At 56.0% G+C, this 24,475-nt stretch carries 17 protein-coding genes and 4 pseudogenes; 19 read left to right on the forward strand and 2 right to left on the reverse strand.

Features of this window, described 5'->3' with window-relative positions; translation table 11 throughout:
* The first annotated feature begins 33 nt into the window (after positions 1-33).
* From pabC to ptsG, 6 genes are all read left to right on the forward strand, one after another.
* The gene (pabC, locus tag AC6I8B_RS07710; protein WP_157351863.1) at positions 34-849 is read left to right on the forward strand and encodes an aminodeoxychorismate lyase; all 816 of its coding nucleotides are present in this window, start codon (positions 34-36) and stop codon (positions 847-849) included.
* Positions 846-1,865 carry a cell division protein YceG gene (gene yceG / locus AC6I8B_RS07715; protein WP_122458893.1) on the forward strand — a complete coding sequence of 340 codons (1,020 nt, stop codon included), beginning with the start codon at positions 846-848 and terminating at the stop codon, positions 1,863-1,865. Before pabC ends, yceG begins: the two co-directional genes overlap by 4 nt.
* Positions 1,855-2,487, forward strand: a complete 633-nt coding sequence (gene tmk / locus AC6I8B_RS07720) for a dTMP kinase (protein WP_157351864.1) — start codon at positions 1,855-1,857, stop codon at positions 2,485-2,487. Before yceG ends, tmk begins: the two co-directional genes overlap by 11 nt.
* A complete protein-coding gene (gene holB, locus AC6I8B_RS07725) occupies positions 2,487-3,476 on the forward strand; it encodes a DNA polymerase III subunit delta' (RefSeq protein WP_157351867.1) in 990 nt (329 codons plus the stop codon). The genes tmk and holB overlap by 1 nt, the downstream gene beginning before the upstream one ends.
* A gap of 18 nt (positions 3,477-3,494) precedes the next feature.
* Positions 3,495-4,286 (forward strand): metal-dependent hydrolase, encoded by a 792-nt coding sequence (locus AC6I8B_RS07730; protein WP_033757273.1) that lies wholly within the window; start codon positions 3,495-3,497, stop codon positions 4,284-4,286.
* A 289-nt stretch (positions 4,287-4,575) separates the two neighbouring features.
* A complete protein-coding gene (gene ptsG / locus AC6I8B_RS07735; RefSeq protein ID WP_010669858.1) occupies positions 4,576-6,012 on the forward strand; it encodes a PTS glucose transporter subunit IIBC in 1,437 nt (478 codons plus the stop codon).
* 54 nt (positions 6,013-6,066) lie between these two features.
* Here the strand turns inward: ptsG and bglB are convergent, their stop codons facing one another.
* Entirely contained in the window at positions 6,067-7,206 is a 1,140-nt protein-coding gene (bglB, locus tag AC6I8B_RS07740; protein ID WP_497817691.1) for a beta-galactosidase BglB, read from the reverse strand.
* 3 nt (positions 7,207-7,209) lie between these two features.
* A complete protein-coding gene (locus AC6I8B_RS07745; protein ID WP_497817692.1) occupies positions 7,210-8,808 on the reverse strand; it encodes an MFS transporter in 1,599 nt (532 codons plus the stop codon).
* 358 nt (positions 8,809-9,166) lie between these two features.
* Between AC6I8B_RS07745 and hinT the strand changes: the two genes are divergently transcribed.
* The 13 genes and pseudogenes from hinT to AC6I8B_RS07810 all read left to right on the forward strand — a co-directional run.
* The gene (gene hinT, locus AC6I8B_RS07750) at positions 9,167-9,517 is read left to right on the forward strand and encodes a purine nucleoside phosphoramidase (RefSeq protein ID WP_009090851.1); all 351 of its coding nucleotides are present in this window, start codon (positions 9,167-9,169) and stop codon (positions 9,515-9,517) included.
* A 20-nt stretch (positions 9,518-9,537) separates the two neighbouring features.
* Positions 9,538-9,906: a YcfL family putative periplasmic lipoprotein gene (locus tag AC6I8B_RS07755; RefSeq protein WP_010246307.1), complete on the forward strand. Its 369-nt coding sequence runs from the start codon at positions 9,538-9,540 to the stop codon at positions 9,904-9,906.
* An 11-nt stretch (positions 9,907-9,917) separates the two neighbouring features.
* Entirely contained in the window at positions 9,918-10,511 is a 594-nt protein-coding gene (lpoB, locus tag AC6I8B_RS07760) for a penicillin-binding protein activator LpoB (RefSeq protein WP_022625861.1), read from the forward strand.
* A 16-nt stretch (positions 10,512-10,527) separates the two neighbouring features.
* A complete protein-coding gene (thiK, locus tag AC6I8B_RS07765; RefSeq protein WP_157352861.1) occupies positions 10,528-11,310 on the forward strand; it encodes a thiamine kinase in 783 nt (260 codons plus the stop codon).
* Between the two features lie 39 nt (positions 11,311-11,349).
* Positions 11,350-12,390 (forward strand): beta-N-acetylhexosaminidase, encoded by a 1,041-nt coding sequence (nagZ, locus tag AC6I8B_RS07770; RefSeq protein ID WP_022625859.1) that lies wholly within the window; start codon positions 11,350-11,352, stop codon positions 12,388-12,390.
* A 40-nt stretch (positions 12,391-12,430) separates the two neighbouring features.
* Positions 12,431-12,973, forward strand: a complete 543-nt coding sequence (gene ycfP / locus AC6I8B_RS07775) for an alpha/beta hydrolase YcfP (RefSeq protein WP_010246299.1) — start codon at positions 12,431-12,433, stop codon at positions 12,971-12,973.
* A gap of 212 nt (positions 12,974-13,185) precedes the next feature.
* Positions 13,186-14,490, forward strand: a complete 1,305-nt coding sequence (locus AC6I8B_RS07780) for an NAD(P)/FAD-dependent oxidoreductase (RefSeq protein ID WP_033771460.1) — start codon at positions 13,186-13,188, stop codon at positions 14,488-14,490.
* A gap of 590 nt (positions 14,491-15,080) precedes the next feature.
* Positions 15,081-16,799 carry a ShlB/FhaC/HecB family hemolysin secretion/activation protein gene (locus tag AC6I8B_RS07785; protein ID WP_157351869.1) on the forward strand — a complete coding sequence of 573 codons (1,719 nt, stop codon included), beginning with the start codon at positions 15,081-15,083 and terminating at the stop codon, positions 16,797-16,799.
* Positions 16,800-16,838: 39 nt separating this feature from the next.
* Positions 16,839-19,490: pseudogene (locus AC6I8B_RS07790) on the forward strand (two-partner secretion domain-containing protein); the annotation flags it as partial.
* Between the two features lie 135 nt (positions 19,491-19,625).
* Positions 19,626-21,722: pseudogene (locus AC6I8B_RS07795) on the forward strand (hemagglutinin repeat-containing protein); the annotation flags it as partial.
* 510 nt (positions 21,723-22,232) lie between these two features.
* Positions 22,233-22,382, forward strand: a pseudogene (locus AC6I8B_RS07800) (toxin C-terminal domain-containing protein); the annotation flags it as partial.
* Between the two features lie 3 nt (positions 22,383-22,385).
* Complete coding sequence (locus tag AC6I8B_RS07805) at positions 22,386-22,823, forward strand: hypothetical protein (protein WP_033757308.1); 438 nt, start codon at positions 22,386-22,388, stop codon at positions 22,821-22,823.
* Between the two features lie 347 nt (positions 22,824-23,170).
* Positions 23,171-24,469: pseudogene (locus AC6I8B_RS07810) on the forward strand (VENN motif pre-toxin domain-containing protein); the annotation flags it as partial.
* Between the last annotated feature and the right edge of the window lie 6 nt (positions 24,470-24,475).

The raw sequence follows: 24,475 nt of genomic DNA on the forward strand, positions 1-24,475 counted from the left end.
GCTGAAATCACGAGTCACGCTCAGGAGAGAACCATGTGGATTAACGGGTTAAAACAATCGATGCTGGCCGCCAGTGACCGCGGCCTGCAGTTTGGGGATGGCTGTTTTACTACCGCCGCGGTGCGTCAGGGTAAAATCGTGCTGCTGGAAAGCCACATTCAGCGCCTCAAAGAGGGCTGTGAGCGATTATGGATTGATGGCGTCGACTGGCTTCAGCTTGAGACTGAAATGCGACAGGCCGCGCAGCAACAAACCCAGGCGGTGCTGAAAGTGATTATCAGCGCCGGCAGCGGCGGACGGGGCTACAGCCGGCGCGGCTGTGGTGAACCCACGCGAATCGTCTCGCTGGCGCCCTGGCCGCAACATTACGCCGATATACAGCAGCGTGGCGCGTCACTCAGGCTCAGCCCGATCCGTCTGGCACGAAACCCACAGTTTGCCGGTATCAAGCACCTTAATCGTCTGGAGCAGGTGATGATCAGAGCTCATCTTGACCAGACAGACGCCGACGAGGCGCTGGTGCTTGACACTGAAGGTTGGGTGGTGGAATGCTGTGCGGCCAATTTATTCTGGCGTCAGGGCTCGCAAATTTTCACGCCTGATCTGTCAGCGTCGGGTGTGGATGGCATTATGCGGCGAAGTCTGATGGCGCAACTTGCGGCCGAAGGCCAGGCTTGCCAGGTAATAAAAAGCGAACCGGCGCAGCTGCTGGCCGCCGATGAAGTGGTGATATGTAATGCGCTGATGCCGGTCCTGCCGGTCCGACAGATAGAAGCGGTAGAGTTTACTGAGCGTTCGCTGTTTAATCAGTTGCGCGCAAGCTGTGAAAAGATAATGGATGCATCATGATTCGAAGCAAAAAAATCGTCGTCAGCCTGCTGGCGATCGTGGGTCTCGCGGCTGTGCTGAGTTACTGGCAGGTTAAGCGGTTTGCGGCCACCCCGTTAACCCTGCAGCAGGAAACGATCTACACGCTGCCTGCCGGCACGGGCCGGGTCGCACTTGAAGCGCAGCTGGAAGAGCAGAAGATTATTCCGCACAGTATCTGGTTTGGCGCGCTGCTGCGTCTGGAACCGGAACTGGCGACCTTCAAGGCGGGTACCTATCGCCTTGAGCCAACCATGACGGTGCGCTCGCTGTTACAGCTGCTGGCCAGCGGTAAAGAGGCGCAGTTCCCGGTGCGGTTCGTGGAAGGCCAGCGGCTGAAAGAGTGGCTGAGTGAGCTGCGCAAAGCGCCTTATATCCGGCATACTCTAAAAGATGATCAGTTCGCCACCCTTGCCAGCGCACTAAAAGTGGAGCCTGAGCAGCTGGAGGGCAACTTCTTCCCGGATACCTGGCTTTACACGGCTAACACCACCGATATGGCGCTGCTACAGCGCGCTCATGATCGGATGAAAAAAACCATTGCTGAGGTGTGGCAGGGACGGGCGGATAATCTGCCTTATAAAACCCCGCAGGATCTGGTGACCATGGCCTCAATCATTGAGAAAGAGACCGGCGTCAGCGAAGAGCGCGCGCGCGTAGCCTCGGTGTTTATCAATCGCCTGCGCACCGGTATGCGGTTACAGACCGATCCCACCGTCATCTATGGCATGGGCGACAGCTATAACGGGACGCTGACCCGCAAAGATCTTGAGACGGTCAGCGCTTACAATACCTATATCATTAACGGTCTGCCGCCGGGTCCGATCGCCATGCCGGGTAAAGCTTCATTGCAGGCAGCGGCCCATCCCGAGAAAACCAACTATCTCTACTTTGTTGCAGACGGCAAGGGCGGCCATACCTTTACGACTAATCTTGCCAGCCATAACAAGGCGGTGCAGGTTTACCGGCAGACGCTAAAGGAAAAAAATGAACAGTAAGTTTATCGTCATTGAAGGCCTGGAAGGCGCTGGTAAAACCACCGCGCGTGATGCCATCGTCGCCACGCTGCGTGCCTGTGGCATTCACGATCTGGTCTTTACCCGTGAGCCAGGCGGTACGCCGCTGGCAGAACAGCTGCGGGTGCTGGTTAAGCAGGGTATTGAGGGCGAGCAGGTTACAGATAAAGCGGAACTGCTGATGCTCTATGCGGCGCGGGTTCAGCTGGTGGAAACGGTCATTAAACCGGCGATGGCGCGCGGTGCCTGGGTGATCGGCGACCGTCATGATCTCTCTTCTCAGGCTTATCAGGGGGGCGGACGTGGACTTGACGCCGATCTGATGCAGACGCTGCGCGATACCGTCTTAGGCGATTTCCGCCCCGATCTCACGCTCTATCTTGATGTGACACCCGACATCGGTCTGCAGCGCGCCCGTGCGCGCGGTGAGCTGGATCGCATTGAGCAGGAGTCATTGCGCTTCTTTGAACGCACCCGCGCGCGCTATCTGGCGCTGGCAGCGGAGGACCCTACCATCATCACCATCGATGCGACACAATCACTTGGTGATGTGACAGCGTCACTTCAGTCGGTGCTGGATGGCTGGCTGGCGGAGCAGGCGTGATGAACTGGTACCCGTGGCTGAATCAGCCTTATCGCCAGGTGATTGGCCAGCATCAGGAGAATCGCGCTCACCATGCGTTGTTGATCCAGGCGATGGCAGGTATGGGCGATGAGGCGCTGGTCTGGGGGATGAGCCGCTGGCTGATGTGCCAGCAGCGGGATGGCCTGAAAAGTTGCGGGCAGTGTCACGGTTGCCAGCTGATGCAGGCCAATACCCATCCTGACTGGTATCGGCTTGAAGCGGAGAAGGGCAAAAGTACCCTGGGCATCGATGCGGTGCGGCAGGTTACGGAAAAAATGTACCACTTTGGTCAGCAGGGCGGCGCGAAAGTGGTCTGGCTGCCGGATGCCGCGCAGCTTTCGGAAGCGGCGGCTAACGCCTTGCTGAAAACGCTGGAAGAGCCGCCAGCCAACAGCTGGTTCTTCCTCAGCAGCCGCGATCCCTCGCGCCTGCTGGCCACGCTGCGCAGCCGCTGCATGGCGCTGCATCTGACGCCGCCGGACGAAGGACAAAGCCTGCTCTGGCTGAAGAAGCACGCTTCGCACGACGAACAGATGCTGCTGGCGGCTCTGCGTCTGAGCGCAGGTGCACCCGGTGCGGCGCTGAGCCTGCTGGAGAACGGACCGTGGCAGGCCCGGCAGAAGCTCTGCGATGCGCTGTCCGCTGCGTTGCAGCAGGACATCCTGCAACTGCTGCCTGCGCTGAACGCCGACGACGCGGCAGCGCGTATCGGCTGGCTGCTCTCTTTGCTGCTGGATGCAATGAAGTGGCAGCAACATGCAGGTCAGTGGCTGAGTAATATCGATCGTCAGGATGTGGTGCAGTTGCTGGCCGGATACTTTTCAGCCAGCGCGCTCAACAGCAGCATCCAGGAGTGGATGCGCTGTCGCGAGCAGCTACTGCATGTGGCATCGGTAAATCGCGAATTATTGCTGACCGATCAGCTTCTGAGCTGGGCGGACAAACAGAAGCCCGCGCAGGTGTGCTAAACCTATCTGAGAGTAATTATGTTTATTGTGGATTCCCATTGCCATCTTGATGGTCTGGACTATGAAAAAAACCATCGTGACCTGGATGATGTGATCGCCAAAGCGGCGGCGCGTGATGTGAAATTTATGCTGGCAATCGCCACTACGCTGCCGGGTTTTCATACCCTTAAAAGTCTGGTCGGCGAACGGAAAAATATAGCGCTCTCCTGCGGTGTGCATCCGCTGAATCAGGAAGAGGCCTATGATGTTGAGGAGTTTCGTCGGCTCTCTGCCGATCCTCAGGTGGTGGCTCTGGGGGAAACCGGGCTGGATTATCACTATCAGCCAGAAACGAAAGATCAGCAGCAGCGCTCGTTCCGGGAACATATCCGTACCGGTATTGCGCTGAACAAACCGATCATTGTTCACACCCGTGATGCCCGCGAAGATACGCTGGCGATTCTGCGTGAAGAGCAGGTTGAACGTTGCGGCGGCGTGCTGCACTGCTTCACTGAGGATCAGCCCACCGCAGCAAAACTGCTGGATATGGGCTTCTACATCTCTTTTTCCGGCATCGTCACATTCCGCAATGCCGAGCAGTTACGTGAAGCCGCACGCTATGTGCCGCTGGATCGGATGCTGGTGGAAACGGATTCGCCTTATCTGGCCCCGGTGCCTTTCCGTGGTAAAGAGAATCAGCCCGCTTATACGCGCGATGTTGCCGAATATCTGGCTGTACTAAAAGGGGTGGATTTAGAAACGCTGGCAGCCACAACAACCCAAAACTTCTCAACGCTGTTTCATATCCCGATGAGCCAGCTGGGCGCCTGATCAGCTATTATTTCAGCCTCTGTAATTAATCTGTAACCAGCGTATATGACCCTGTTTTTTCAGACAGGGTCAGCTTTTTATCGCCGATTACTGGTGCGGATCAGTAAGAAATTTCGTAAAGTGCGCCCTTGTGATTGTCGAAACGTGATACCCGTCAAAGTAACAAATCGGGAATTATTTTACCCTTCGTAATAAATCAAAAGGCGGTCACCGCCAGCCCGGCAAAGAATCCTCCCTCTTTGCCACGCGCACTGCGCAAATATGCACTCTTACTCAGGAGCTTCACGCTATGTTCAAAAATGCTTTTGCCAACCTTCAAAAGGTCGGTAAATCGCTGATGTTGCCGGTATCGGTTCTGCCGATTGCCGGTATTTTGTTAGGGGTCGGTTCAGCCAATTTCAGCTGGTTACCTGCAGTGGTTTCGCATGTGATGGCAGAAGCGGGTGGATCGGTGTTCGCCAACATGCCGCTGATTTTCGCTATTGGTGTGGCGCTGGGCTTTACCAATAATGACGGCGTTTCGGCGCTGGCAGCGGTTGTTGCCTATGGCATCATGGTGAAAACCATGGCGGTGGTTGCCCCGCTGGTGCTGCATCTGCCTGCGGCGGAGATCGAAGCTAAACACCTCGCCGACACCGGGGTACTGGGCGGTATTATCGCCGGTTCCATCGCCGCTTACATGTTTAATCGCTTCTACCGCATCAAGCTGCCAGAATATCTGGGCTTCTTTGCCGGTAAGCGTTTTGTGCCGATTATTTCCGGTCTGGCAGCTATCATTCTCGGCGTGCTGCTCTCCTTTATCTGGCCACCGATAGGTTCCGCGATTCAGGAATTCTCGCAGTGGGCTGCCTATCAAAACCCGGTTGTCGCCTTTGGTATTTATGGCGTAATTGAACGTGCGTTGGTGCCATTTGGTCTGCATCACATCTGGAACGTTCCTTTCCAGATGCAGATCGGTGAATACACCAATGCGGCAGGTCAGGTGTTCCACGGTGATATCCCGCGCTATATGGCGGGTGACCCGACCGCAGGTAAACTCTCTGGCGGCTTCCTGTTCAAAATGTACGGTCTGCCAGCGGCAGCGATTGCTATCTGGCATTCAGCGAAGCCTGAAAATCGCGCCAAAGTGGGCGGTATCATGATCTCCGCCGCGCTGACCGCATTCCTGACCGGTATCACTGAACCGATTGAATTCTCATTCATGTTCGTGGCACCAATCCTGTATGTGATCCATGCGCTGCTGGCGGGTCTGGCATTCCCAATCTGTATCCTGCTTGGGATGCGTGATGGCACCAGCTTCTCACACGGTCTGATCGACTTTATCGTACTGAGCGGCAACAGCAGTAAAATCTGGCTGTTCCCGATTGTTGGTATCATCTATGGTCTGGTTTACTACACCATATTCCGTGTACTGATCGCGAAGCTGGATCTGAAAACACCTGGCCGCGAAGAGAGCAGCAGCAGCGAGCAATCTACCGCGACCGGTACAGAGATGGCGGGCAAACTGGTGGCGGCGTTTGGTGGTAAAGAGAACATCACCAACCTGGATGCCTGTATCACCCGTTTACGTGTCAGCGTCGCCGATGTGGCGAAAGTGGATCAGACTGAACTGAAAAACCTCGGCGCCCGTGGCGTGGTGGTAGCCGGTTCCGGTGTGCAGGCGATTTTCGGGACTAAATCCGATAACCTGAAAACCGATATGGATGATTACATCCGCAGCATGTAATGATTTACAGCGATGAAAAAGCCCCGCTAAGCGGGGCTTTTTTTTGGCCGGGATTCAGAGGTAAACGCGCAGATACTCTGTCAGGCATAGCAGGGCCATCGCCTGGCCGTAGGGCATAGAGGTCAGAGGAACCGTGCGGTAGTAATCCAGATCCTTGCCCATTGCGGTACCAAAGGAGACCTGTTTTAACTCGCCATCGTCATCAATATTGGCAATCACGCCGCGCAACGCTTTTTCTGCCACCTCGCGATACTCCGCGGGCAGATAACGCTTACGAACCCCTTTCAGAATGCCATAGGCAAACCCGGCGGTGGCGGAGGCTTCCGGGTAGCTGTGCGGATCATCAAGCAGGGTGTGCCACAATCCGCTGCTGTGCTGACACTCCCTGAGTGCTTTAACCTGGGTCTCAAGCACCTGCTGCAGAAAACGGCGGGTAGCGTGATGCTCAGGCCAGTTCATCATCTCCAGGAAGTTGGGAATAACAATCGTCACCCAGCTGTTACCGCGCGCCCAGCGTGCATCAGCAAAGTTATGGCGGCCGTCAAAGTTCCAGCCGTGGAACCATAAGCCGGTTTTGCGATCCATCAGATACTGGGTGTGCAGCAGAAACTGATAACTCGCTTCTTCAATCCACTCATCGCGCTTCAGCAACTGGCCAATTTTCGCCAGCGCCATCACGCTCATCATCAGCGTATCGTCCCAGAGCTGCTGCGGGTTTTCGTTGTTATAGACAATGTGCTGCAGGCCGCCCTGTTCGGTACGCGGCATCTCATACATAACCCATTCTGCCCAGCGCTCCAGCACCGGCACCCAGGCCGGGTTACCGGTCTCTTCGTAACGGTAGGCCAGCGTCAGAAAAGGACAAACGGTATTCACATTTTTCGTCGGCGTGCCTTCCGCCAGACGCTGCGTAAACCACTCATCAATGATCGCCAGCGTCTGCTGGTCACCGGTCTGCTGATAGTAGTGCAGCATGCCATACAGACCGATGCCGTGTGTCCATTCCCAACCCGCCCAGCCTTTGGTATCAATCACCCGGCCATCGTCCAGCCGTAATAAAAATTCGCCTGTCTCATCGGTGATGTTAACCAGATTCTGTGTAAGCTTTTGAATCAGCTGTACAAGTTCGCTGCGTGGCAACAGATGTTCGGGCTGGCACAATAATTTGCTGTGTTTAACGGGAAATACAGTCATGGTTTATTCCTGTCGTTTTAAGGTCGGGTTTAAAGAAGGGTTTAAAGTGGGATGTGCGGACAATTTTTCCGGCGCTGGCTTATTACGATTAAGGAAGCCAATGTTGTTGTTGCCCCAAAGATTTTCGTAAGGCATGCCAGCCAGCATTTCTACAATTCCGCGTGCTTCCGGCGTGATGCTTTCCGGCACGATGCGGCCCGCGTCGCGCATCTTCAGCGTCTCCTGGCGCAGCACAGTGTGGGTCTGCAGATTAAGCTTAAAGCGCAGTGACACGATAAAGCCGCAGGCCAGCACGGCCACAGTGCCTATGCTGAGAATCGCCAGGATAGTGTGGCTGACGCCGGGTACCTGGGTCGCCTGTCCAGAGACAAAGCCGGAGAGCTGAAGCACGATACCGACCAGCATGACTGCCCCAGCCTGCGACGCTTTTCGCGTCAGGGTCATGATGCCGGCAAAAATTCCTTCACGGCGCTGTCCGGTGATCACCTCGTCCACATCGGCGATATAGGTATAGGTGTTCCATGGCACATAGTTGATGCCGCCACGTCCCAGACCTGCCAGGGCGGAGATCACCAACAGCAGTGACATGTTGTCGTTCATTCCGGCATACCACAATCCAGCGTAGGAGAGCGCCGCAAGGCCAAACAGCACAGCCACCAGACGGTAGGCGGGCGCGGGTCCCATGCGGATGCAGAGCGGAATCATCGCCATCACGGCAATAAACTGCAGCACCGCCATGGTGCCCATCAGGCTGGAGGCGACCTGAGCGCTCTGCATCAGCACAAATACCACATACCAGGTAAAGACGGCGTTAAACACATCCTGGGCGATATAGCCGCCGAGGTACATGCCAAGGTGCTGGCGGAAGATGCGGATGCGTAAGGTTGAAGCCAGCTCGACATAGAGCCGCTTGAGATTCTGCATCAGCGTCAGCTGCTGCTTTTCCTGTTCTGTACGTCGTGACTCGGCGGAAAAGTCGTCGGGGTGACGCTCCCAGGTAAAGCACCACACCAGCGTCAGCACCAGCGCGCAGATTACCGAGAACACCAGGCTGGCGTAGAAGAAGGAGAGAGGATTATCTTTGCCCAGCATACCCAGCAAAATACCGGGTAAAAAGGCAGCCAGAATGGCCGACAGCTGAGCCAGGCCGATGCGGGCACCGGAGAAGCGGGTTTTCTGTTTGAAATCGTCGGTCATTTCCGGCACCAGCGTTTCATACGGCACCAGGATCATGGTGTAGACGATATCAAACAGCAGATACGTGCAGAGATACCACCAGAAACTCATGTCGCTGAGCCACATCAGGCTATAACTGAATACAGAGGGTATGCCGAGCAGGATAAAAAATTTGCGGCGGCCAAAGCGTTTGCCCAGCCAGGTCGAACCGAAGTTATCGGTCAGAAAGCCCATTAGCGGACTGACTATCGCATCCAGCACGCGGGCAGCGGCAAAGATCAGCGTGGCCTGAATCGGGGTTAACCCACAAAAGGTGGTGTAAAAATAGAGCAACCAGGCGGCGGTCAGCGCCGTGGTGCCTGCTCCAAGAAAATCTCCGGAACCGTAGGCCAGATAGTGGCCAAGACCAATTTTACGTGAGCGCATGTCTGATGCTCCTTGATGTTTATGGCGGTTTATCCCTGGTGACGCCGGTCATCTCACCCGGACTGGTTAGCAAAGTAGAACTGACGGGTCGGCTAAACCTTCGCAATTTGGCAAGTGCTGGCGCTGAAGTGGCAGTCATACAAAGAAAAGGGTGGCGAAATTCTAATTTATAAAACAGCGTTTCATTTTATGGTGTGGCAGGGGCGTTGCCAGCATTCTGAACAGCGTGCGGGTCACGGAGAGAGGGGGCTGCTGCAAAGGCAGGCGAACAATGCAAGAAAAGTGGTCCTGAGGTTGAAAGAAAACAAATTTCTCCCGCATACTGATTGATTAAGACTCAGGCTAAAGGAATTGCACCATGGCAGAAGAAACCATTTTTAGTAAAATTATCCGCCGCGAAATCCCCGCTGATGTGGTTTATCAGGATGAGCTGGTCACTGCCTTCCGCGACATTTCGCCCAAAGCGCCAACCCATATTTTAATCGTGCCGAATGTGCTGATCCCAACGGTCAACGAGGCGGAAGCGGCGCATGAGCATGCGCTGGGACGTATGTTTACTACCGCGGCGAAAATCGCCCGTCAGGAAGGTATCGATCAAAATGGTTATCGTCTGATTGTGAACTGCAATCAACATGGTGGTCAGGAGGTTTATCACATTCATATGCATCTGCTGGGCGGTGAACCGCTGGGACCGATGCTCTCTAACTGACCTGATAACGGAAGCGTGCTATGCGATCCTGGCTGACTGGCCTGCCGATCCTGCTCTGCCTGACGGCCTGCAGCAGTGAAAAACCGATGATCAATACGTCACAGTCGCTGGTGATGGAGTCCTCTGTGCTGTCGGCAGGGATCATTACCGATGAACCGACGCTGGATGAGAACGATGGACTAAAGCGTGCCACCAGCGTGCTCTATAATCAGCGCGAAACACCGGTTGTTGTGCACTATCGTTACTACTGGTATGACGACAAAGGGCTGGAAATCACCCCGCAGGAACCGGCGCAGACCGTTACCGTTCCGGCGCAGGGCAGCATTATCGCCACTTCGCAACTGGGTAACCTGACGGCCAGCAAGGTTCGTCTTTATCTCTATCTTTAAGGATTTTCTACGTGATACGCAGTGTTAATCGTACCGGAGCGCTCCTGATGGCGCTCATTCTGACCGGCTGTGTGGTGAAACAGCAGCAGCCTGCACCAGTTGAACCGACTCAGCCTGTGGAGCCGGTGCAGCCCGTTCCACAACCTGAACCGGTGCCGCAACCGCAGCCTGTGCCGCAGCCACCGAAACTGGTCACTATCAACTGGGATGCCAGCGTTCAGCCGCTGGTGGCGCAGATGTTACAGGCTGCCAGCGCCGAGCCGGGCAGCGTGTTGCTGGTGGATCGCGTTAAAAACAGCACCAACGGTGCGCTGCAAAGCGAGAAAGCGACGGCAGCTATCCAGAATGCGCTGAATAACAACGGCAAATTCACCCTGGTTTCTGCTGACCAACTGGCGCAGGCCAAGCAGACGCTGGGATTATCGCCGGATGACAGCCTGAACTCGCGCAGTAAAGCGATTGGCCTGGCGCGTAACGTTAACGCTCAGTATGTGCTTTACAGCAACGCGCGTGGCGATGTCAAAGCGCCGACGCTGCAAATGCAACTGATGCTGGTTCAGACCGGCGAGATCATCTGGTCCGGCAACGGCATTGCACAGAATTAATCCCGCTTTCCAGCGGATGATTCAGCAGGTCACCGGCGAACCAGAAAAGACATCCTTTATCCCGCTTGCCGGTCTGACCGGGCACAGCCAGAAGATTGTCAGCCCGCGCGGAACTTTTATCGCGCGGGCGGCACCGCAACCGGTTATTCCGTTTGTGGATCGGCAGCGCGAATTCCGTCTGTTACGCAAACTGCAAGCCAGCGGAGTGGCACCGCAGCCCGTGGCGGGCCATCATCAGGGGATTATCCTGACCTGGTGCGCAGGCGAAGCGCTGGATGAACACCGTTTCAGCCAGCAGCGTCCACAGATCGTGGCACTGCTACAGCAGCTGCATCAGCAGCCGCTGACCGGCTATCGTCTGCAGTTGTTGCCGCTGTTATGGCGCTACTGGCAGCTCACTCCACAGCGGCATCACCGCTGGTTGCGGGCGCTCAGACGTCTGACGCAGCAGGGTGAACCTCACCCGCTGCGGCTGGCTCCGCTGCACATGGATCTGCATGCCGGAAATGTCATACAAGGTCCCGAAGGTCTGCGTCTGATCGACTGGGAGTATGCCGCCGATGGCGACGTGGCGCTGGAGCTGGCGGCTGTCTGTGCCAGCGATCCGCAGCACCAGGCCGACTGGCTGGCTGAGTATGCCGCGGCGATGCAGTTGCCGCTTACCGCGCTGGTGCAGCAGGTCAGACGCTGGCAGCCCTGGCTGCAGTTGCTGATGGCCAGCTGGTATCAGCTCCGTGCCAGTCAGCGTGATGACGACACATTACAACAGCTGGCTCGACAGAGCTGGGAACAGATTTAATCGCGTTACGCAGGTGCGTTTCGCTACAGGATTCATGATATGAGATCAGATTTACCCGGCCCCCTGATGCTTGACGTCGAGGGTTATGAACTGGATGGCGAAGAGCGCGACATCCTGCAGCATCCGCTGGTGGGCGGTTTAATTTTATTTGCCCGAAATTATCATGATCCCGCACAGCTGGCTGAGCTGGTGCGGCAGATCCGCGCCGCCTCTCACACCCGGCTGGTAGTGGCGGTGGATCAGGAGGGCGGTCGCGTGCAGCGTTTCCGTGACGGCTTCACCCAACTGCCTGCCATGCAATCTTTTGCTGCGTTGCACGACCTGGATACCGCCGGTGAACTGGCGCAACAGGCGGGATGGCAAATGGCGGCCGAGATGATCGCCATGGATATCGATATCAGCTTTGCGCCGGTACTCGATATTGGTCATATCAGCGCCGCGATTGGTGACCGTTCTTTCCATGCCGATCCGGCCATCGCCCTTGACGTCGCCCGCCGCTTTATTGCCGGGATGCACGAGGCGGGCATGAAGACTACGGGTAAACATTTTCCGGGTCACGGTGCGGTGAGTGCGGATTCGCATAAAGAGACCCCACGCGATCCGCGGGACGAAAAGACGCTGCGTGAGCATGACATGGCAATCTTCAGCAAGCTGATTACCGAACAGGCACTGGACGCCATCATGCCCGCACACGTCATCTACTCCGAAGTTGATCCGCTGCCCGCCAGTGGTTCGCCATACTGGCTTAAAACCGTGCTGCGTGAGCAACTGGGCTTTGACGGTATTATTTTCTCCGACGATCTGTCGATGGAGGGCGCAGCGGTGATGGGCAGCTATCCTGAGCGGGCGCAGCAGTCCCTTTCCGCGGGCTGTGACATGATTCTGGTCTGCAATCAGCGTCAGGGCGCCATCAGTGTACTGGATAACCTGATCCCGGTCGGGTCAGAGCGGGTCACACAGCTGTATCATCAGGGCAGGTTTACCCGCGATGAACTGCGGGGAACGCATCGCTGGAAAAACAATGCTCAGCAACTGAGTGCGCTTCAGGAACGCTGGCTGGCTCATAAGGCGTCGTGGTAAGCAGTGACTGCCCGGCGCTATCACTACCTTGAGGATTATCATGATCATCTATCTGCACGGTTTTGATTCCAACAGTCCGGGCAATCACGAAAAAGTGCTGCAACTGCAATTTATCGATCCTGACGTCAGGTTGATCAGTTACAGCACCCGCCATCCCAAACATGACATGCAGTTTCTGCTAAAAGAGACCGATAAGATGCTGACGCTTTCTGACGACGACCGGCCGCTGATTTGCGGCGTCGGACTGGGCGGCTTCTGGTCAGAGCGCATTGGATTTCTGTGCGGCATCCGCCAGGTGATTTTTAATCCCAACCTCTCGCCTCAGGCGAACATGGAAGGGAAGATCGACCGGCCGGAGGAGTATCAGGATATCGCAACGAAGTGCGTCAGCGATTTTCGCGAGCGTAATCGTGACCGCTGCCTGGCCATTCTCTCCCGTCACGATGAGGCGCTCGACAGCCAGCACATTGCTGACCAGCTGCATCCGTTTTATGAAATTGTCTGGGATGAGACGGAAGGGCACAAATTCAAAAATATATCCCCACATCTTAAGCGGATAAAAGCTTTTAAAACATTAGGTTAAGCAGCAAAGGCACCGCAAGGTGCCTGTTTTTATTACGTAATTATCTGAGTTTTATTTTCCCGCTTTGATGTATATCAATATTCTTATGTTCTCCTCTTCCCGCCATGCTATTCTCCCAGCAGATTGCGATTTAAACTTCGCCAACCCTATGTTTCTTAAGGTTTAATTTAACCTTTGGTTAACTTTTGGTTCACAATTTGAGGGGGTCTTTGTTGACTACGTCTGTTAAGAAAATTGTTATTGTCGGAGGGGGAGCGGGCGGCCTGGAAATGGCCACGCAGCTGGGCCATAAACTGGGTCGTAAAAAGAAGGCCGAGATTATCCTGGTTGATCGTAACCACAGTCACTTGTGGAAGCCGCTGCTGCACGAAGTGGCGACCGGCTCAATGGACGAAGGCATTGATGCATTGAGCTATCTGGCTCATGCCCGCAATCACGGTTTTGAGTTCCAGCTGGGTTCGCTCACCGATATCGATCGCACCCGAAAAGTGATCCGCCTGGCCGAAGTGCTGAATGCGCAGGGCGAAGTGCTGGTGCCACAGCGTGAAGTGGCCTACGACCAGTTGGTAATGGCGCTGGGCAGCACCTCGAATGATTTCGGTACGCCGGGCGTCAAAGATCACTGCATCTTCCTGGATAATCCGCATCAGGCGCGTCGTTTCCATAACGAAATGCTCAACCTGTTCCTGAAATTCTCCGCCAGCGAAGGCCGGGTCGAGAAAGTTAACATCGCTATCGTGGGCGGCGGGGCAACAGGCGTAGAGCTGTCAGCTGAATTGCACAACGCGGTGAAACAGCTGCACAGCTACGGCTTCAAAGGCCTGGGACGCGAAGCGCTGAATGTGACACTGGTTGAAGCGGGTGAGCGTATCCTGCCTGCACTGCCACCACGCATCTCTGCTGCGGCACATCAGGAGCTGACCAAGCTGGGCGTTCGCGTGCTGACGCAGACCATGGTCACCAGCGCCGAGCGTAATGGCCTGAATACCAAAGGCGGTGAGTTTATCGAAGCCGATCTGATGGTCTGGGCGGCTGGAATCAAAGCGCCCGACTTCCTGAAAGAGATTGGCGGACTGGAAACCAACCGCATCAATCAGCTGGTGGTCAAAGAGACGCTGCAAACTACGCTGGACGATGACATCTACGCGATTGGCGACTGCGCCTCCTGCGCCTTGCCGGGCGGCGGTTTTGTACCACCGCGCGCCCAGTCAGCGCATCAGATGGCTTCACGCGCCATGGAAAACATCCTGGCGCAGCGTCACGGTAAGCCGCTGAAAGCCTATGTCTATAAAGATCATGGCTCGCTGGTATCGCTCTCCCGCTTCAGTACGGTCGGCAGCCTGATGGGCAACCTGATGCGCGGCTCAATGATGGTGGAAGGGCGCATCGCGCGCTTTGTCTACATCTCGCTTTACCGTATGCACCAGATCGCCCTGCACGGCTACTTCAAAACCGGTCTGATGATGCTGGTCGGCAGTATTAACCGGGTTATTCGTCCCCGGCTGAAGCTGCACTAAGCAACAGCAATAACGCTGGCTAATTAATGTTAAGCCTCCTCGGTTCTGAGGGGGCTTTTTTTATGCCCCGGAGAAGCCCCTGAAACAGACGCTGGCGCAGGACAGTGTGGTATCGGTTAAAGCAAAATGCATTCATAATTTTGACTAAAGTAAAATTTTATGAGAATGGCAGAGTAGTATCAGGGTGATGCCTGAAATGCGTACCATTCATAAAAAGAGAATAACCGAAAAAATATTTGCTATAGCCAGAAAACTTTTAAGGTAACGAGTTCGGCTACTTCAGCTCCGTCATTAGCCCGGCTACAAAGCTGGTCTCTGACGCGCTGAACGAATGGCTAATTCCTTGTTATTCATTGGCTAAAAATATCCGCCTCTGTGCCTTTAGCTAATCCCGGCGATTCGCCAGACTCAGCAATCCCTGAACTACGATTAATTACTGGTACTTTTTTAAATGGCGTGTCTCACTAACTTTTGTAAGTTTAGTGTAAGTTTTTCTATAATTTTTCTTGTGGTTTTTGATTCCAGCGGCATAATGTGCGCAGGAAAGCAGTAATATACATTTTGTTACAACTTAACCACACGGATCGGTTATGCAGCCCCAAAAAAATGGAGTTTTAACAACGCTGGCACCTCTGCTTTGCGCTCTGCTGATTACCACCCTGCCAGTTTGCACTGTGCAGGCGGCACCGGGTGATGAGCAATTACAGCATCAGCAGGAGCAACAAAAAGCGCGTCAGCAGCGGCTGATGCCACAGGTGCCTGATGTGCGTCTCTCAGAAACGGTTCCGGCACCTTCCCACCTGACGTTCCCGCAGGAAACACCCTGTTTTGTTATTCAGCAGGTCACTCTGTCCGGGCAGGAGGCGCTGCCGCACTGGGTGCCTTTGCAGCGTCTGGCCAGTCAGGCCAATGGTCATTGTCTCGGCGTGAAAGGCATCAGCCAGTTAATGAGCACGCTGCAAAACCGGCTGATCAATCATGGCTGGGTCACTACGCGCGTGCTGGCTCCGCAGCAGGATCTGCGTCAGGGCGTGCTGCAACTTCTGATAGTGCCTGGCAAAATCCGCAGTGTGGAATTGTCACCCTCATCATCTCGCTATGTCAGCCTGTGGCCGACATTACCCGCCCATGCAGGCAATCTGCTGGATTTACGGGATATTGAACAGGGGCTGGAAAACCTGCAGCGTCTGCCGACGGTGGAAGCGCATATGGCGCTCCGTCCAGGCCTCAATCCGGGTGAAAGTGACATCGTGATTGAACGCACGCAGCGCCGTTTCTGGCGACTCGGCGCATGGCTGGATGATTCCGGCACCGAAAGTACCGGGCGCTATCAGAGCGGGATTATGCTGGCGCTGGATAACCCGACCTCTCTCAGCGATCTCTTCTACCTGACCGCCAGTCGCGACCTGGGATTTGCTGGCAGAAAAAGCAGCAAAAGCCTGTCGGGACATTACTCGGTGCCTGTGGGCTACTGGCTGTTTGGCCTTACCGCCAGCGACTACGACTACCATCAGACAGTCGCCGGTTACAGCCGCGATTTTCTCTACGCCGGAAAGAGCCGCTCGCTGGATGTGCAGGCCAGCCGGGTGATCTACCGCAATGCCGCCGCCAAAACCACCGTCAGCGCCGATGTGCTGGTTAAAGAGTCGCGCAACTTCATCAACGACACCGAAATCAGCAGCCAGCAGCGCCGTACCAGCGCATGGCGACTCGGCCTGTCGCACCGGCACTTCATCGGTCCGGCGACGCTGGACGCCGGTGTCAGTTATCAGCGTGGTACGCGCTGGTTCGGTGCGCTGCCCGCCTGGGAGGAGTCATATCAGGACTCTACCTATGCCACCGCGCTTTCTAAAATCCTGACCTGGCAGGCGGGACTCACCACGCCGTTCGCGCTGGGTAATCAGCGTTTAAGTTACAACATCCAATATCGTCGCCAGATGAGCAACACCCCGCTGACACCGCAGGATGAGTTCGCGATTGGCAACCGCTGGACGGTGCGCGGTTTTGATGGTGAGCGCACCCTCAGCGCCAGTCGCGGCTGGACCGTTCAGAACACGCTGGCCTGGCAGACGCCGCTGCCCGCTCAGGAGCTTTACCTGGGTGCCGACTATGGCGAGGTGGGCGGCAACAGCGCCTCCCAGGGTGGACCTCTGGGACGACATCTGGCGGGCGGCGTCATCGGATTGCGCGGCGCGATCACGCCCGCCAGCCTGAGCTACGACTTTTTTGCCGGGATTCCTCTGTCGAAACCGGACGGCTTCAAAACCGATCCTGTCACCTATGGTTTCAGCGTGAACTGGAACTACTAAACCTTTTATCGATATTGCTGACAATGGACTGTGCGCATTATGAATAAACTTTGCTATCGCCTTATCTTCAACCGGGTTCGCGGCATGCTAATGGTGGTGTCTGACATCACCCGTAGCGGCTATTCATGTGTTGCCCGAAGCCCGAAGCGCACCTCATATGCAGAGGCGAGGGTGCGGATCTCACCGCTCAGCTTTGCTCTCTGGCTGGCAGCGGGTGTGGTCAGTCTGCCGGTGCAGGCCAACATTATGGCAGACAGCAGCGCGCCGGGCAGCCAGCAGCCTACCGTCATGGCCACCGCAAATGGTCTGCCGCAAATCAACATTCAGACGCCCAATAGCCAGGGTGTTTCCCGCAACCAGTACAGCCAGCTCGACGTTGACGCGCGCGGCGCAATCCTGAACAACAGCCATCAGAACACGGCTACTCAACTGGGTGGCATGGTGGCAGCTAACCCCTGGCTGTCAAAGCAGGAAGCGACGGTCATTCTCAACGAAGTCAACAGCCGTAATCCCAGCCAGCTTAACGGGTTTATCGAAGTAGCCGGTAAGCGGGCTGCGGTAGTCATTGCAAACCCGTCAGGCATTACCTGTAACGGCTGCGGATTTATCAACGCCAGCCGCAATACGCTGACCACCGGACAGGCGCTGATTGAAAACGGCCAGCTCAAAGGCTTCGATGTTAATGGCGGCCGAATCAATATCGAAGGTCAGGGCCTGAATGACAGCGATGCTGACTACACCCAGATCATTGCGCAGTCGGTAGCGGTTAACGCAAAAGTTCATGCCCGCGAACTCAATGTGGTCACAGGCAGGAACCAGGTTGCGACCGAAGGTACCGTCACTACGGTGAAAGCGGATAATGGGACGACACGGCCTGAGTTTGCGCTCGACGTCGCAGCTATTGGCGGCATGTATGCCCATAAAATCACCCTGACCGGTACTGAAAAGGGCGTTGGAGTGCGTAATGCCGGTGAGCTGGGTGCAAGCGCCGGTGAGCTGCACCTGACAGTGGATGGCAGACTGGAGAACAGCGGCACGCTGCAAAGTCAGGCCGCGCTGCAGATCGCCAGCGCTGGCGACCAGGAGAACCGTGGCAACATCGTGTCACAGCAGGATGTCACGCTGGCCTCCAGCGGCACGCTGCGCAACAGCGGGCTGGTGAGCGCAGGCCGTAACGCGACACTCTCCGCCAGCACCATTGAGAGCACCGCTGAGAGTTCGCTGGCGGCAGGCGTTGGCGGCAATGAGACGCTGAGCCAGCCCGGTAATTTGCTGCTGACCAGCCAGGGCGAGCTTAAGGCGCGGGGTAAAAACCTGGCACACGACCAGATTCAGGCGCGGGGCAGCCGGGTCGATCTCGCCGGGAGCCAGACCTCAGCCGATGCCATCGCGCTGACCTCTACGCAGGCGGATATCAGCACCCAGGGCGCCACGGTGGCGGGCCGTACACTCGGGATTCAGGCTGCGACGGCGCTTAACAATGATGACGGCAAACTGGCGGCGGGCAGCCTCGCTGTCGCGGCACAAAACATCAGTAACAATCGCGGCCTGCTGCGCCAGCAAAACCGCGAAGCCCTGACGATCTCCACGGGGGCGTTGCTCAACAATCAGGGCACGCTGAGCAATGAAGGCGATACCCGGCTGCAGGCGCAGCATATTGAAAACCGCAGCGGGCTCATCGCAGGTAACGGTGACTCACTGCAGCTGGATACGCCATGGCTGGATAATCAGGGCGGCACCGTGCAGCTGGCGGGCAATAATGGCGCGCTGAACCTTAATGCGACACGGCTGGAGGGCAATCAGGGCAATCTGCTGTCAGCGGGTGCGTTAACGCTCAGCGGCGACAGGCTCGATCTCTCACAGGCACACACCCAGGCAGAGGCGCTGACGCTGACGGCGGGCACGCTGGATCACCGTCAGGGTCTGCTGTCGCAGCGTGGCGCTGGTGAGATGGCGATCGCGGTTTCGGGTGACACAGACAACCGCGATGGGCGGATTGAGAGCGGCGGTAATCTGAATCTTGCCTCAGGTAGCCTGGATAACAGCGGTGGCACGCTGCTGGCTGCGGGCAGCGGCGATCTGCAACTGGATGTTCAGGAGACCCTGACGAACGCGCAGGGTGCGCTGCAGGCCAGTCGCAATCTGCAACTCACCAGCGCAAGCCTGAATAATCAGCAGGGCCTGATTGCTTCAACTGGCGGTGACGCTACGCTGAAGACCCGCGAGGCTATTGATAACACCCAGGGTCGCATCGAAGCGGGCCAGCAGGTCACTTTGCGCAGTCAGGCGCTGGATAATCAGCGTGGAACCCTGCTCGGCCGCGGCGTGACCATCGACACGCAGCAGGGTGAACTGAACAATACTGGCGGCAACCTGGTCGCCCGTACCGATCTCAGCATTTCAAGCGGGACAACGGACAATCACAGCGGTCTGATCCAGTCAGTCGGCGATCTGACACTTGATACCCACGGACAGGCGCTGATTAACCGTGACAGCGGTAAAGCAGGGATAATCAGCGGTGGCGCACTTGCCCTTAACAGTGGCGACCTGGATAACCAGAACGGCGTCATCGCCGCTGCCTCGGCGGCCAACATCAGCAGCGGCCTGCTGACCAACATTGACGGCACACTGATGTCTGATGGGGCGCTGACGCTGAAGACCGGCGCGCTCGACAATCAGCGAGGCTTATTACAAGCGGGTCAGGCGCTCTCACTGGATACTCACGGCGCGCAGCTGAACAACAGCGCCAGCGGCGATCGCGGCGGCATTGTGGCGCGTGGCGATCTGCAACTCTCAACCGGAAAGTTAGTCGGTGATCACGGCGTCATCCAGGGACAAAACCTGGTGAGCGGCAGCGACGTGACCCTCAGTGCGGCCGAAAACAGCCACACCGCACTGACGAAAACTGAGCAGAAGCAGAGCGGGCTGACGCTGGCGCTGTCCGGAACGGTGGGCGCGGCGCTGAACACGGCAGTGCAGACCGCCCGTACCGCCGATGAGAGCGGCGATGACCGGCTGAAGGCGCTGCAGGGCACCAAAGCGGCGCTGACGGCGGCCCAGGCCGCGCAGGCGTACCAGATGGACGGCGCGCAGACCGACGCGGCGAACGCCAGAAACACCGCCGCAGGCCTGAAGCCGGGCGACAAAGGTTATGAAGAAGGCTCCACCAACTCGATCGGCATCAGTCTTTCTTACGGCAGCCAGTCGTCGAAAAGCGAGACCCGCACCGAAAGCCGTGAAGCGCAGGGCAGTACGCTGGGCGCGGGCGGTAACCTGGCCATCACCGCCACCGGTGCACAGCCGGGCAGCGCGGGCGACATCCTCGTGCAGGGCAGCCAGCTTCAGGCGGGCGGCGACCTCGGGCTGACGGCGAAAAACGACATCAGCCTGCTTTCAGCGCAGAACAGCGAGCGCACCGACAGCACTAACAGCAGCAAGGGCGGCAGCCTGGGTATCGGCCTGACCGCCGGGTCGGGCGGCTACGGCATCAGCGTTTCAGCCAGCGTCAACGCGGGCAAAGGCCGCGAGAACGGCAACGGGCTGACCCATACCGAGACTACGCTCACGGCGGGCAACGGGCTAAGCCTGAACGCCGGGCGCGACACCACGCTGACCGGCGCACAGGTGCGCGGGGACAGCGTGAAGGTGGATACCGGCCGCAACCTGACGCTGACCTCAGAGCAGGACAGCGACCGCTACGACAGTAAGCAGCAGAACGCCAGCGCGGGCGGCAGCTTCACCTTCGGCTCGATGACCGGATCCGCGAGCGTCAACCTCAGCCAGGATAAGATGCACAGCAACTGGCAGAGCGTGGCCGAGCAGACCGGCATCTTTGCCGGGAAGGGCGGCTTTGACGTGACGGCAGGTGAGCACACCCAACTGAACGGCGCGGTCATCAGTTCCACCGCCACCGCCGATAAGAACCGTCTCGACACCGGCACGCTGGGCTTCAGCAACATAGAGAACCACGCGGACTATAAAACCGAGCACCAGAGCGTGGGCATGAGCACCGGCGGCAGCATCGGCAGCCAGTTCGAAGGCAACATGGCGAACGGTCTGCTGGCGGGGCTGAACGGCAGCGGCAGCGCCTCGTCGGTGACGAAGGCGGCGGTGAGCGACGGCACCCTCATTATCCGGGATAAGGCGAAGCAGACGCAGGACGTGGCGGACCTGAGCCGCGACGCGGCGGGTGCGAATCCGGGGCTGGATAAAATCTTCGATAAGGAGAAAGAGCAGCGGCGGATGGAGACGGCGCAGCTGCTGGCGGAAATCGGCAGCCAGGCGGGCGACATTGCGCGGACGCAGGGCGAGATTGCGGCGACCAGAGCGGCCACGGAGAAGATGAAGAACATCTCGCCGGACCAGAAAAAGGACGCCGAAGCGCAGTGGCGCAAAGCGAACCCGGGTCAGGAGCCGACCGCGGCCGACATCACCGGACAGGTCTATCAGACGCTGTACAACCGGGAGATGCTGGCCGGCGGAATGGGAACCGGCGGGTCGGTGCAGCAGGGTATCAGCGCGGCGACGGCGGCGATACAGGGGCTGGCGGGGGGCGATTTGAAAGCCGCACTGGCTGGCGGTTCGGCCCCTTACCTTGCAGAGCTGATTAAGCAGAAAGCGCCGGATGAGGCCAGTCGTATAATGGCACATGCTGCGGTGGCCGGAGTTATAGCTGCCGCACAGGGTAATTCAGCGGCAGCAGGTGCGGCGGGCGCGGCTACCACCGCCGCGATGAGTGAAGCCATCAAAAATGTTCTGTACGGTGACGTGCCGGTCAGTCAGCTTAGCGAACAGCAGAAGCAGACGCTGGTCGCGCTGGGAACGGTTGCGGCAGGTCTGGCAGCCGGGCTGGCTGGAGAGACTACGGCGGACGCAGTAGCCGGAGCGCAGGCGGGCCAGAACGAAATCAGCAATAACATGGTCAGCATGGGCATGTTGCAGATGATGCAGGCTAAATCGTTGCTGGATGCGGCGACAGTGGCCGAAGCGGGCCAGGGCGGCGCAAATGAACAGGCGGCACTGGCGCTGACCAAAAAGGTAAAAGCAGGGCTGGACGCGACCTGCCTGGCGAATACCAGCTGTGTGATAATGGCTGTGGTTACGGCACAGCAGCACACGAACGGAGCAGGCAGCAAAACTGAAACCGTACCGGTTAATGATGATTTGACGGGGGGTAAGCTGGTCAATCCGGCGCAGGATGAGAATAAGGGAACGTCGCTGATCACGCCGGTTCAGTCTGGTGAGCAGGGATCCAGCAATACCGGAAATACGGATGGTATGCCGGATACGGGAGGCAATACCACGGTTACACCGATTTCTGAGCAGAATAAGGATGATTTGGCTTATCTGGCCCTTAAAGGAAAAGAGGCTCAAGAAGCTGCTGGGAATTTAGGTTTTGACCGAAGAATTCCGGCACCTAAGGCTCCATTCAATTCTCATGGTCAACCTGTATTTTTTGATGGTAAAACATATATTACACCTGATGTCGACAGCCATAATGTTACCAATGGCTGGAAAATGTTTGACCGTAGAGGGAAACGTATGGGCACTTATGATAGCGATCTAAACAGGATTAAGGATTGACATATGTTTGGTATCTTCCCTGAAGATAAATCAGTGGATATTGAGGGCGAATGCGTCTTACCAGCATTAATAATTATTGATGAATTTTCAGAAATGATGAATATACCTCTATCTTACTGGAATATAAATGATTACAAAGATAACTGGCGATGCTCTCTTGAGGAAGGCTTGGCAAATAAAAAGCATGCTGCTTTAGCTGTTTCTATGTATGAGCCTGCCAATGCAAATTTTATATTTACTTGGGTATTGTATTTTTCTGGAGATGTTGTTTTCGTTCAAAATAGCATTTTATTTTTAGATGAATGTCCAGGGTTCACTCCTGAAAATATAAATAGTTTTACTGAACCGCGAACAACGTATAATGAAGATGGCATGAAAATATCGGAATGGAGTACCGATTTAAAAAGTGTTATTAGTTTTTATCATAGCCTTAAAGACTAAAAAAGATCTCGGCCACCAAGCCTAATGCTGGTCAGTTAAGGAAATGAGGCCCGATAATTCGGGCCTTCAATGAAGTTAAGTAGGGTTGAAACCCTAACTCCTTCGTTTTCCTTCTAAGCAAGACTGTTGAGAATAATGCGCTGGGTGATGGGTGGAACAATATACTGCCATCAGGAGCGATAGATTACGGTCAGTCGGTCACCTCTTATGCGTAATATGCCCAAGATAAGAAACTGCCACCGTAACTGGTCCAAGCCGGTCTGGCCCGGATGGTGAAAGGTGACTTACCGGTAAGTGCCAATATCATTAAAGCGATCCTGGAAAATAACCCCGGTTCAGATACGGTAATCCTGGCGGAGCAGATACACAAGCTGACGACCACAAAAGGCCCGGACGGCAAAGAGGAGGTGAACGTTCAGGCGAACCTGATTGCACACGCGGTAGTGGGCGCGGTGACGTCATACGCGTCGGGTAATCCTGCACTTGCGGGTGCTTCTGGCGCGGCGATGGGCGAGTACATCGCGCAGCAGATGTATCCGGGAGTTAAGCGCGAAGACCTGAGTGAGGAGCAGCGGCAGACCATCAGCGCGCTGGGGACGCTGGCGGCGGGCCTTGCGGGCGGCGTGGCCGGAGACAGCACGGGCGGTGCGGTGGCGGGCGCGCAGGCGGGTAAAAATGCGGTTGAGAATAACTGGCTGCACGTTAATGAAAAGACAGAGTTTGAGATAGCGAGGCAAAAACTCAGGAGCAACGACCCGGCAGAGCGTGAGCAGGCACAGCAGAAGATAAACGACCTGCGTGAGAAAAACATCAGCCGTGACAAGAAAGTGACGGATGCCTGTGGTAATGGCCGGGCTGCCACCCCCGCATGTGCTTCGGCAAGGTTAGAAGCTTATTCGGTCAAAGGTGAGTATGAGACCGGAAACTACAATAATAAAGTCAGCGACATGTACCCGGATGCCTACGGGCAGATAGTGAACCTGCTGAATATTACCAGCGTTGATGCGCAGAATCAGCAGCAGGTAAAGGATGCAATGGTCAACTATGCCATGGAGCAGCTTAGGGTTGATAAGACGACGGCGGAGCAGTATGTATCGACCTATGACGGAATGAAGATCGTTGCAGCTTCGATGTCACCAGTCCTGGGAACGGCAGCGGCTAACAAACTCAGCGCGATAGTTAAAGAAGCTAATATTTACCCTTCAGGAATCAGTTTTAAAATAGATCAACCGGAACACTTAGCGCAACTTGCTGGTTATACTCAGAAAAAAGTAATTACTGGGGCGCATAATGCAAATGCATTTTATGATGCTGTGAAAAAAAATAATGTGAAGATAGTTAGTGAAACTCCGACGGGAACTAAGGGTATTACTCAAATAGAATATCAAATACCTGCTAAAGATCGTGAGGGTAATATAATTGGTTTGAAAAATAATGGTGCCGAACCATTTAAAAAGACTATTTATGACCCCAATATTTTTACTGATGAAAAAATGTTGCAATTAGGTCAGGAAGCTGCTGCTAAAGGCTACAAAGTAGCCATAGCTAAAGGGCAGCAATCTTATGATGCCACAGCTGGCGGTGTTGCATTCCGTGTATATATAAATAAAGATACCGGTTTGGTGAACAACTTCCATCCAAAGTAGAGGTTA

This window comes from Pantoea sp. X-Soil-ISGK-285 (assembly GCF_059730815.1).

Coding starts and splice junctions, on each gene's coding strand:
- pabC (WP_157351863.1), top strand. CDS start 34: ATGTGGATTAACGGGTTAAAACAATCGATGCTGGCCGCCAGTGACCGC.
- yceG (WP_122458893.1), top strand. CDS start 846: ATGATTCGAAGCAAAAAAATCGTCGTCAGCCTGCTGGCGATCGTGGGT.
- tmk (WP_157351864.1), top strand. CDS start 1,855: ATGAACAGTAAGTTTATCGTCATTGAAGGCCTGGAAGGCGCTGGTAAA.
- holB (WP_157351867.1), top strand. CDS start 2,487: ATGAACTGGTACCCGTGGCTGAATCAGCCTTATCGCCAGGTGATTGGC.
- AC6I8B_RS07730 (WP_033757273.1), top strand. CDS start 3,495: ATGTTTATTGTGGATTCCCATTGCCATCTTGATGGTCTGGACTATGAA.
- ptsG (WP_010669858.1), top strand. CDS start 4,576: ATGTTCAAAAATGCTTTTGCCAACCTTCAAAAGGTCGGTAAATCGCTG.
- bglB (WP_497817691.1), bottom strand. CDS start 7,206: ATGACTGTATTTCCCGTTAAACACAGCAAATTATTGTGCCAGCCCGAA.
- AC6I8B_RS07745 (WP_497817692.1), bottom strand. CDS start 8,808: ATGCGCTCACGTAAAATTGGTCTTGGCCACTATCTGGCCTACGGTTCC.
- hinT (WP_009090851.1), top strand. CDS start 9,167: ATGGCAGAAGAAACCATTTTTAGTAAAATTATCCGCCGCGAAATCCCC.
- AC6I8B_RS07755 (WP_010246307.1), top strand. CDS start 9,538: ATGCGATCCTGGCTGACTGGCCTGCCGATCCTGCTCTGCCTGACGGCC.
- thiK (WP_157352861.1), top strand. CDS start 10,528: ATGATTCAGCAGGTCACCGGCGAACCAGAAAAGACATCCTTTATCCCG.
- nagZ (WP_022625859.1), top strand. CDS start 11,350: ATGAGATCAGATTTACCCGGCCCCCTGATGCTTGACGTCGAGGGTTAT.
- ycfP (WP_010246299.1), top strand. CDS start 12,431: ATGATCATCTATCTGCACGGTTTTGATTCCAACAGTCCGGGCAATCAC.
- AC6I8B_RS07785 (WP_157351869.1), top strand. CDS start 15,081: ATGCAGCCCCAAAAAAATGGAGTTTTAACAACGCTGGCACCTCTGCTT.
- AC6I8B_RS07805 (WP_033757308.1), top strand. CDS start 22,386: ATGTTTGGTATCTTCCCTGAAGATAAATCAGTGGATATTGAGGGCGAA.